The sequence below is a fragment of the Mesorhizobium sp. M8A.F.Ca.ET.202.01.1.1 genome (assembly GCF_004791595.1).
Taxonomy (GTDB): domain Bacteria; phylum Pseudomonadota; class Alphaproteobacteria; order Rhizobiales; family Rhizobiaceae; genus Mesorhizobium.
Window position 1 is genome coordinate 1 of the sequence record NZ_SRUN01000037.1, and the last position, 10,519, is coordinate 10,519.

Annotated in this window: 6 protein-coding genes and 4 pseudogenes; 3 read left to right on the top strand and 7 right to left on the bottom strand. The window is 59.5% G+C overall.

Annotation, left to right across the window (positions count from 1 at the left end):
- The 5 genes and pseudogenes from EN845_RS33495 to EN845_RS33515 form a co-directional block, all read right to left on the bottom strand.
- Window positions 1-402, bottom strand: a 402-nt coding sequence (locus EN845_RS33495; RefSeq protein ID WP_135897788.1) for a hypothetical protein, incomplete at its 3' end; no start/stop codon positions are given.
- Window positions 403-594: 192 nt separating this feature from the next.
- Window positions 595-908: pseudogene (locus EN845_RS36500) on the bottom strand (ATP-binding protein); the annotation flags it as partial.
- A 10-nt stretch (window positions 909-918) separates the two neighbouring features.
- Window positions 919-1,452: pseudogene (locus EN845_RS36505) on the bottom strand (IS21 family transposase); the annotation flags it as partial.
- A gap of 1,442 nt (window positions 1,453-2,894) precedes the next feature.
- Window positions 2,895-4,211: a HipA domain-containing protein gene (locus EN845_RS33510; protein ID WP_127206482.1), complete on the bottom strand. Its 1,317-nt coding sequence runs from the start codon at window positions 4,209-4,211 to the stop codon at window positions 2,895-2,897.
- A complete protein-coding gene (locus tag EN845_RS33515) occupies window positions 4,201-4,539 on the bottom strand; it encodes a helix-turn-helix transcriptional regulator (RefSeq protein ID WP_236383572.1) in 339 nt (112 codons plus the stop codon). The genes EN845_RS33510 and EN845_RS33515 overlap by 11 nt, the downstream gene beginning before the upstream one ends.
- Window positions 4,540-5,291: 752 nt before the next feature.
- Here EN845_RS33515 and EN845_RS33525 point away from each other — a divergent pair.
- Both EN845_RS33525 and EN845_RS33530 read left to right on the top strand, forming a co-directional pair.
- A pseudogene (locus tag EN845_RS33525) lies at window positions 5,292-5,627 on the top strand (aldehyde dehydrogenase family protein); the annotation flags it as partial.
- Window positions 5,628-5,842: 215 nt separating this feature from the next.
- Entirely contained in the window at window positions 5,843-6,115 is a 273-nt protein-coding gene (locus EN845_RS33530; protein ID WP_127266913.1) for a hypothetical protein, read from the top strand.
- A gap of 53 nt (window positions 6,116-6,168) precedes the next feature.
- Here the strand turns inward: EN845_RS33530 and EN845_RS33535 are convergent.
- Window positions 6,169-6,629, bottom strand: a pseudogene (locus EN845_RS33535) (OB-fold nucleic acid binding domain-containing protein); the annotation flags it as partial.
- A gap of 307 nt (window positions 6,630-6,936) precedes the next feature.
- Window positions 6,937-8,862: a potassium transporter Kup gene (locus EN845_RS33540; RefSeq protein ID WP_127309513.1), complete on the bottom strand. Its 1,926-nt coding sequence runs from the start codon at window positions 8,860-8,862 to the stop codon at window positions 6,937-6,939.
- A gap of 981 nt (window positions 8,863-9,843) precedes the next feature.
- On the opposite strand from EN845_RS33540, the gene EN845_RS36705 reads away from it, so the two are divergent.
- The gene (locus EN845_RS36705; RefSeq protein ID WP_127309512.1) at window positions 9,844-10,122 is read left to right on the top strand and encodes an AlpA family phage regulatory protein; all 279 of its coding nucleotides are present in this window, start codon (window positions 9,844-9,846) and stop codon (window positions 10,120-10,122) included.
- Window positions 10,123-10,519 lie beyond the last annotated feature (397 nt).

The following is a 10,519-nucleotide window of genomic DNA, read 5'->3' on the forward strand; positions in this document are numbered from 1 at the left end:
TCGCTTGGCATCCGCGTAGTCGCTGCTCCCCTCATTCCCATCGGACGCATTCATCGCCATATCGCGCGGGTCCAGATAGCCTTCGAATGCGGATTCTGCAAAAGGACCTGCCAGACACGCAACTATCTCCCGGATCGCATCATCGCGTTCCAAACATCGATCCATATCGTCCTCGAAAATCGGCTTTCGCTTCGAGGTGAATCCTTGCGCTGAATAAAAACCCGCGCCTTCGACAACACCACCGCACTCTCCGTCACCGACGTCGGGGTAAATACTAACACTTGAGAAAGCAGGGAGTTCACGGTCGTCGTCGAACGTCTGACGGTGCAAAACGATGGCGGCCACCGCGTGCCCGGCTTCGTGATGCGCCACAAGCGGCAGATATTGGGAGGCTACATTCATGCGGTGCGGCTCTCAGGTCTAGTTTGCTTTTGCGCATAGGACCGCAATTGTCGTGCCAACTGGGAAAATCGTTTCGGGCAATGCGATCGCTCCGATAGCGTTGCGTCTCCTGTCTGACATTGTTGGGAAGTCGACACGCGCCCGTCGCAATGCGGTCGACCTTCCGCGCGAGTGGGGTGACCCGTGAAGGCGGCCGACCAGGACGATGTTGCGCTGATCGGCGACGAAGGCGCGGCCGGGCGAGATCGCGCATCAGGGGGTGACCGGCGTGTCGGCGAAGTCGAAGTCGTCGATGTCCTTGGCCAGCGGCAACTTGGCGACAGCGAACTGGTATTTGATGGAGCGGGCCTGCTTCTCCGATATCTCGGCCTGCAAGAGATCACCGACAATCCTGGGCGGCTCGTGCCGTCGCTTGATGGCGACGCACCCATGATCTCGTCATAGGCTCTGCGCATTCCGTAGAGCTTCAGCGCTCCCATCAGTTCCAGTACCTCGGTGCGTTCCATGGCTGTTTGTCCTCCTGAGACTGTCATAGCGGGTGCAGTCGGCGACCGCTCGTGAGCTAGCTTCAGCGCTTGGGGAATGGAAAGGATCGTGCCCGGCGCCGGATCGCGGCTGCGGGCCAGGATGTTGAGGATCACCGGCGCCGACGATGCACCGTGCTCGATGGCTTCCTGACAGGCGGCCTCGACCGCGCTCAATCCGTCGGTCAGCACCCAGGTGAGGATCAACACCATCTGCCGGTCGACGTCATCAACCGCCTTGAGCTGCGCCGCACCTTCTCCATTGCCGACCGCACGACCCAGCCAAGGAACGGCGCGCGCCGTGTGCCAGGGATCGTAGACGACCTCGTTGCGGCCAAAGGAGCGAACGTGTTCTCCCACGACCACGCCATCCTCTGGCGGATGCGATCCGATCGACATAAGCATGGATCTCGATGGGCCGACCGACGGCACTCGACAGCACCGAGTATTTGTTGTTGTCGAAGCGCACCGTGCAGGTCTTCGACACCGACGGGGGAATGCAATGGAAGCCGTCGAAGCGACCGGCAGCCGCTCCCGCTGCGGCTTGGCCGCATTCGCCGACAGCAGCCGGTCCCGCGTCTCACGCCGAGCTCCCATGCGGGGATAGGGCTGGTGCTTGCGCTCGTAGCGGAACTGCGTCTGCTCAGAACGCAGGACCTTGCGCACCACCTTGCGCGAGATCTTCAGCTCACGGCAGATCGCTTTGATCGACTTCCCCTGGACCAGCGACAGCCGACTTTCTTTGCAATCGTCTCTAAAACCAACATCCAAAACACAAATGCCTCCGATCAAGCCGGAGGCATCTTGATGACCCCATCGTTAAGGGGTCCCGTTTGGACGAAAATCACCCTTTAAACAGGGTCCCCATTCCACGAAAAATCAATGCACTACCTTCCAAAGCTGCGAGAGATCGCCACCGACCGCTTTGAAGGGGCTTTCGGCGGTCTCGTCAGCGAGGTTGTGGCATGAAGAAACATCAATCCACAGCATTGGGCCGAAGCATGCCACGGGCTCATGCCGCGGGAGAGCGGGAAGATATTCTTGAAAGAAGCGGTCTCCGACATCAATACCGACAGGATGGGCAGCTTTCTCACATCACTTGAGGTCGAGCGTGGCAGTTGCGACCCGCAATGCAAGGCTGGCGGCGATGCATGCCTTTGCGCGGTTCCTGATTTCGGAGCACCCCGAATATTAGGATACGCTGCAACTGGTGGTGACACTTCCCTTCAAGAGGGCGCGTGGGTGGCACCTGTCGAATATCTCGATGAGCCCGGAAATCAAGAGCGTCCTGGCGCGTATCGACCGCCGCACGCCTTCTGGACAGCGGGATTACGCTCTGTTTTCGCTGATGTTCAATACGGATGCACGAGTTCAGGGATCCTGAATCTTCGATTGTGACCTTCGTCTGGTATACCGCCCTGTCCCGCCGAGCAAAGCAACGACCGCCCCACACTGCTCACCCGGTTCGGTGTTCGATACTTGCTGCGCACACATGGCTGCGGGCGAAGGAACCACCATGGCGGAAAAGAGCATCCATCATCGCCCTTTGCGGGACACGACGGCCATCCACCTCGTCAAGGCGGGTGTTGACATCGCCACCATCAGTCGATGGCCAGGCCACTCGGGCTGAACTAACGATGCGCTACGCCCAGGCCGGTATCGATATGAAGCGGCAAGCGCTCGAACAAGTCTTCCCCGACGTGATGTCATCGGCAAAAGATCAGACGATCATCGCTTTGATGGCTGGATGTTTGGCTGGCTGCACCGCTTGTAGACGCTCAGTTATGTGGAGTTGTATCGCGGGAAGTCGCGCGTCTTGGGCTTTTGCGGTGTCAGCTCAACATCTCTCCGCAGTGCACGTTGTCACTGTTGAAGAGCCGTTTGTTCAATCTTCGTCCTGGCACGGCAAGGGTTGTCCATATTGTGGCGTCTTGCGCTTGCCGAGCTTGTCCGAAATCCAGCGCCGGATCAGGCGTGAACACTGTTGCGTAGTTCGTCAGCCAGAGCGCGGAGAACGTCGGCGCTTCCTTCCAGCGCCGTAAAAGCGTAGGGATTGAGGAACTGTCGGCCCCAGAACAGATTCCGATCTATGCCGGATAGCGTAGCTTCCTCGCTGACACGCGGCCAATTCTCCGCAATGCATCGGAGCTGGCCTTCAACAATCGCAAGAGCTTCCGGCGCGCTGAGCAGGAAGTGATGCGCCGCTTCAAGGCAGGACGCTATCCGGCTCATGCGGTTATTGCCGCTGATGAGCATGGCCTGGCTGGCCTCCTGGCCACTGCGGGCCTGCGGACAAATATCGTACGCAGGCGTGAGGGTGAGCTTAGCGCCGTCCCAGAATGCCGCATGGTTGCGGGCATGATCGTCGGTGTTGCCGCAAAGTATGTTGAAGACAATGCGGCTGAACAACTCGCGCAGAGTTTCCGACGGCGCGGTGAATCGGTGGCGAATGATCTCCGCCAAATCCTGGTAGCTGGCGTAACGCGCCATCATCTCATCGAGCGCGAGCATCGTCAGCGCTGAGACCATGGATTTGCGTTGCCAGCCGCCCGTGACCTTGATCCGGTCGAATCGCTCGACGAGCAACACGTCGTTGCCTGCGGCGCGAACGAGCGAGACGGATGCCGCTCTGATGCCGCACAAGGCGGCAAGCCGCATGGCTATGAATTCTCCTTTGACGACGCTGTAAAGGTCGGCAGACGAGGAAAATTTCGCGACATGCTTGACGGCGTCATCCTCGATCAGCGCCTTTGGCCTTGCGCCGCCGATCGAGCTGCCGTGATGCAGCGCCTGATCTAATTCGGGGGTGAGCGGAATACCTTTCTCTACCCGCTCCGCCGATTGGACAAGCTCTTCGAGAGTGGCATTGGCCAGTGCGCGCGGCTCGTAATGCGTGGGCGAAAACTGAAAATCGAGCGCGCCGATGCGGTCCGAGCCTGATTCCAGCAAGAACGTCAGTTCTGAAATATCGAGCCGCGCGATTTCATCGCCCTTCACACCGAATTTGCGGTTTAGGATAACCCGTCGTCCCCAGGCATCAGGGGCAGCATCGCGGATGCATCCCGGCATGGTTAGGCCAGGAAGCAAAGGCAATTCGCCTGCCTTCAGGGGCAGTTCCGGGAGATAAAGCGGGATCGCGCTGCCCAGTTCACGAAAGCTCCTGCCATAGTTGAAGCTGACGAGTCCGTCATGGGCATATAGCCGCCCGGCGACAACCGGCGCGGTCTCGCCCGGCAGCCAGACCCAGACATAGGCTTCGTCGTACTTGGGGACCTTAGAACTCATCGACGATCTGCTTGCTGGCCTTGTAGACGTGCTTCGGCAGCAGCGCGATGCGATCGTCCATGCGGCCTGTGAGGGCTGTGATGCCCTTGCCGTCGGCATCGAACAGCTTCACACCGACAATGGCAGCAGCTTCGAACATCAGTCCGATTTCGACTTTGGGATCGCCCTTCTCGATGCGCTGCAGGGTGCTGCGTGAAACACCGATTCTCTCGGCTAACTCCTGTGCGGTTAACCGGTGCTGCATCCGGCCAAGCCGGATGGTCTTACCGAAAAGGCCAAGCGCTTCCATCGCGTAGCGCGAATAGGTGCGTTTATACGTTGCCTTCATTCGGGTCTCTGTGACCTATGCATGATCCATATCGCCTTCTTTCGAACTTTATATAGGTAATGTCACAGAGCGACTGCCAAAGTCAAGACTCCGTATCGCAAGCGTTACCCATCCGAACGAGGAAGGCGGATATTGCCTACGGCTCCTGCACAACCGGCCAGCTCTGCGCCCCTCGGGCGAGGCGGAGATCTGGCGCTGGATCGCGGACAGCCTTGAGACGCCTCGCATGAGTCATTCATGGGCGGTCCCTGGTGCGAGGCCGCGGCGCTCGACTGCTGGCCGACATTCTCGGTGGCGGGACCCGCAGCCGGCTACACCAGCACTTTTCGACCGCATACGCGCCCAGCTTCTCTCCGAAATCATTGCCAATGAGCGCGAACCTCATGCGATCGCCGAGCTGGCCTGGCGGCGCGGAATCTACGGCACGCATCCGTATTCGAGACCGCCCAAGGGAGCCTGACTAGCGTAACGCCCTCCGATCTAAGCGCCTTCCACAAAGCCGCTTTCGCACGCGACGGGCTGCATGTGGCGGTCGTAGGCGACATAGATGCCAAGCCCTGAGAGTAAGGCTCTACCAGCTGTTCGGCGATTTGCCTCAGAAACTGGCGCTTGCCGGCGCGAACCAGTGGTATCGCGAGGGCGAGCACGCCGAGCGCTTTTCCTCCGCCCTCCACTGACCACAGACCCGCACGCAACGAAGCCGCGCTCGATCTTATTGTGGCGTGGCTAGGTGCAATGTTTGCTCTCGCCATCAGGCCGGCTTTCCCGATGGCGTGGTCAACCTGATCTATGCGTCCGAAGGTGATCGCGTGGGCCGTGAACTCTGCACCAATTTCAAGATTCAAAAGATCAGCTTTACCGGTTCGAACGAGGCCGGACGGCTGCTGATGCGTCAGTGCTCTGACCAGATCAAGAAGGTCAGCCTTGAAACCGGCGGCAATGCACCTTTCATCATCTTCGATGATGCCGACATTGACGGTGCTGTTGACGGTGCGGTCCAGGCGAAGTTCCGCAATGCCGGCCAGACCTGCGTTTCCGCGAACCGCATTTACGTCCAATCGAGCGTTCACGATGAGTCCGCCGAGAAATTGTGGAGAAGGTCCGGCACTTATCAGTGGTCCGACGTCTACTCCCGGAGCTAAGCCGTCGCCAACCCAAGATCGAGTCCCACATCGCAGATGATAATTCGATGCGGGGCCGAACGATAAATATGCATGCTTTGGCCACCCCGAGGCAGGGCTCATTGAGATGATCCGACCGCCTTGGAACAAAGATGGGGTAGAGCAGATGAAGCGTTGGCAGCGTGTCTCCATTCGACGCGAGCGCTGAGGATGGGATCACGATCATTCGCATCACGCGCAGCCGCAAGGGCGATGCCATGGCTACTTTGGAATCGTTGAAGTGGTTTGAGCCGGACAGTCACAAATACACCCGTTACGCCGCGGCTCAGGAAACGGGGCGGCGTCCGGCGGTGGAGGTGCTCGCTGACTTAAAAAGGGTGCGGGCAGTCGTTGCGCTTGAGAGCGACGACATTTGGGATCCGGCACGGGGTGACCTGCTGCCAATCGGCAGTTAACAGGGTCCGACAAAAGTGTGCACAACATGCTGCTGAAGTGGCCTCCGGAAGCGCTACCGGAAGTTACGCGTCTTGAACTTGATAGGGTCGATATGGTCATACTGCATCGACGATGTCGCGCCCCTTCGGCATGCCGCGCGGATCGATGCCCGATCCGCCGTGATGAGCCTCGTCCCTCGGCCGTGCGGCAACGGAAACGGCGTCTTGCGGTTTCCCACGCTGGCCAGCCCGGCCGACAGATCGGTCAGCTCGTGGGCGACGAGGTGCACCACCTCCTCTTCCGTCGGATGCGTCCGCGGACGCCGAGCATGGCCGAAGCAAGAAGCACGCGCCGGAATTTCTCGAGAGATCTTGACCCAGACGACGACGTTTGCCGCACCCGTCTCATCCTCCAGAGGAACATGAAGCCTTTGGCCGAGCCCGGCCGCTGCCGGACCAGCACCAGGCCGGCGGCCTCGAGCCAGCTTCTGCCTCGCGCCTGCATAGCATCCTGACAGGTCACGGTGCGGCGCCGGTTAGGCGGCACGCCGATTTTGGCAACGCTAGCCTGTGAACTGAAGAATGAAGGTCGGACTTGCGGCACATCGATTAGGTTCAAATGATAAGTTGCTGCCCGGCGAGGTCGTTTCAGCGCATCTCGACTGGTGGGTCGGCAAGACAATGCGGAACGGAAATGATCGCAGGCGTAAAGGACGGCTTTCGGGGCCGGAAGCTTCAGGCCTGGAACCGGACCCCAGTTTGGCGCAAGCATCGTGGCCTCCGCCCGGTCAGGCATTCACCGGCTCGCGAAATGCCAATTGATTCTGCTTAACCGGGCATGCCTAAACGGCCACTTGCGTTCCGATCTCGACCACACGTCCGGTCGGGATCTGGAAATACTCCGTCGCGTCGGCGGCCGTGCGCGCCAAGCCGATGAACAGCTTGTCCTGCCACACCGGCATGCCGGAGTTGGGTGACGCCTTGAGCGAGCGACGCGACAGGAAGAAGGACGTCGTCATGATGTCGAACTTCCAACCCTGCTTGCGGCAGATCGCCAGCGCACGCGGGATGTTAGGCTGTTCCATGTAGCCGAAGGTCAGTGTCACCCGCATGAACAGCTCATTGATCGTTTCCATCTTGATCCGCTCGCTGTCGGGCACCACGGGCTGCTGCGCCGTCACCACAGAGAGGATGACGTTCTGTTCGTGCAGCGCCTTGTAGTGCTTCAGGCTGTGCATCAACGCGGTCGGCGCACTGGCGGGATCGCTGGTCAGGAACACGGCCGTACCGGACACCAGCTGCGGTTTCTTCTTCAACAGATTGCCCGCAAGGAAATCGAGCGGAATCTGGTTCCTGCGCGTCTTGTCAAATAGATACCTGCTGCCTCTTATCCAAGTCCACATGGTCATCACGATCACTGCGGCAATGGCAAGCGAGGCCCAGCCGCCTTCGAATACCTTGACGATGTTAGCTGCAAAGAAGCCGGTATCGATGAAGACGAACACCGCCATTAAGGCTATCGCGACGCCGAGCGGCCATTTCCAGATGCGCGTCATCACAACAAAAAGCAGTATGTTCGTCACCAGCATATTGCCGGTCACCGAAATACCGTAGGCCGAGGCCAGCCGGCTGGATTCGCCGAAGGCGACCACCAGCAGCATCACCACCAGCGCCAGCATCAGGTTGATGCGCGGCAGATAGATCTGGCCCGACTGTTTTTCCGACGTGTGCTGGATGACGAAACGCGGCAGCATGTTGAGCTGTACCGCTTGCCTGGTCAGCGAAAAGGCGCCGGAGATCACCGCCTGGCAGGCGATCACGGTCGCCGCCGTGGCAAGCACGACCATCGGAATAAGCGTCCAGCCCTGGTTCATCTCGAAGAACGGATGACCGACAACGCCGCCATTTGCCAGCACGAAGGCGCCTTGCCCGACATAATTGAGCAACAGACAAGGGAACACGATCGCCAGCCAGGCGAGCACGATCGGCTTGCGGCCGAAATGGCCGAGGTCGGCGTAGAGCGCCTCGGCTCCGGTGACGGCGAGGAAGACTGCACCAACCGTAACGAAGGCGACGTCAGGCGAGTTGACCAGGAACGACACGATGTAATGCGGGCTGATTGCCAGCAGGATTTCCGGGTCGTCCATGATGTGGTTGAGCCCGGAAAGGCCGATGGCCAGGAACCACAGCGCGGTAACGGGTCCGAACACCAATCCTACGCCGCCGGTGCCAAACCGCTGTACCGCAAACACGATCGCCAGGATGGCCAGTGTCAGCGGCACCACATAGGGCTGGAACGTCGGCGTGACGACATTCATACCTTCGACCGCCGACAGTACCGAGATTGCCGGCGTAATGACGGCGTCGCCAAAAAAAAGCGCCGCGCCGACGATGCCGATGCCGATGCCGAGGATCACCGCAGAGCGGGTCGGGAAACTGTTGCGCGCCAGCGCCATAAGCGACAGCACTCCGCCCTCGCCTCGATTGTCGGCGCGGAGCACGAACATGATGTATTTGATCGTCACGGTGATCGTCAGGGACCAGATGATCAGCGAGAGTACGCCGAGGATGTCGCCACGGCTGGCGACGTTGCCACCCGCTGATGCATGCAACGCCTCGCGAAATGCATAGATCGGGCTGGTGCCTATATCGCCATAAACGACACCTAGTGCGCCCAACATCAGCGCCTTGGTGCTGTGCTGCTCGACCTCAGAATGGCTCGATTGTTCGACAGGTTCTGCCTCGTTACCAGCATTGGTAAGGGCCATGGACGACACTCCGATAAGCGCGCGGTGCTCTACGCTTGCTGCACTGCAATATCAAGTTCCGTCACGTAATGTCTGCCGTCTCGCCTGTCGTTGCTCGCCTTGGTAGACTCGCCAGCCCGCAGCCCTACCGAGCAGCAATAGCGCCCCGGCAGAACCCTCAATCGCCCAGATCAATGAATGGTTATCGCCCACAGTGCCCCCCCGCGATGCGGCCGATGGCGACCAGGGTGTCGTGGGCGCACAAGGATGGCGCTTTCCTGATGACGCCGTGCTCCAGGTGTGATCGCACCGTTGCTGCGCAAGCCATTTACTTGCTCGTCCCAGCGAGAACCGTGGCCAACTGGAACGCAGGGCCACGCCGCTCACCGGCCGCACTTTGCGGCGCAGATAACGATTCGATCTCCCCGGCGAGATTCTGGTTGAAGAAGCCACCAAGCTTGTCGAAGGACACACGGTCGTAATATCGACATGCCAGTATCCGCAACCCAGAAAAAGCTCCTTCGGCTCCGCTGCGCGCGCCACGAACAACCCGATCTTCTCTGCGAAAGAGGACGCCGTAATCCCAGGTTGAAGCCAAACCGGGGGGCGGCCGTGACGTATGCTACACAGGCGAAGGGCTAGGAGGCGGGTTCGGTGAGGAACGGCATTGATGTCCACGCCGTCTCCTGGAAAGACAGAGGAATGCGGTGTCACCGCCAGGCGCCGGAGGTTGATCCGGTGATTAGGAGGAGCACTCGTTGTCGGATTCTCGACGATGTCGGACATCTGACACAACGCTGCCAGAGCGATCGCATTTTCCGAAACGATTTTCCCAGTTGGCACGACAATTGCGGTCCTATGCGCAAAAGCACTGCGATGCCGCACCGACTGGAAGAACTCATCAATGATCACGCTTTTCGAACATGTGGGCGCCGCTACCAACACTAAGCGTTCCCGATCAAACGGAAGCCTCTATCCCTTCTTTCTGAAGGCTGTCCGGACATGAACGCATTTGATGTCCGTCCAACGCTGGATGCTCCCGACGACGATCTCTATCTTTGGCTTGAAGATGTGGAAGGCGAGCGGGCACTTGCCTGGGCCGCCGGCCAGTCGGCAAAGACCCTGAAGCACTTCAGTGGAACGCAGTTCGAGCGCGACCGCGCGACTCTGAAGGCAGGCCTGTTCCCTAAGCGGCGTCGCATCTCCCCCGGCCGAGTCGCATGGCTTGAATCCGATATCAGGGCTTGGATGGAAACTAGACCTGAGAGCCGCACCGCATGAATGTAGCCTCCCAATATCTGCCGCTTGTGGCGCATCACGAAGCCGGACCCGCGGTGGCCGCCATCGTTTTGCACCGTCAGATGTTCGACGACGACCGTGAACTCCCTGCTTTCTCAAGTGTTAGTATTTACCCCACGCCGGTGACGGAGAGTGCGGTGGTTTTGTCGAAGGCACGGTTTTCTATTCAGCGCAAGGATTCACCTCGGAGCGAAAGCCGATTTTCGAGGACGATATGGATCGACATTTCCAACGCGATGAAGCGATCCAAGTGATAGTTGCGTGTCTGGCAGGTCCTTTTGCAGAATCCGCATTCGAAGGCTATCTGGACCCGCGCGATATGGCGATGAATGCGTCCGATGGGAATGAGGGGAGCAGCGACTACGCGGATGCCAAGCGA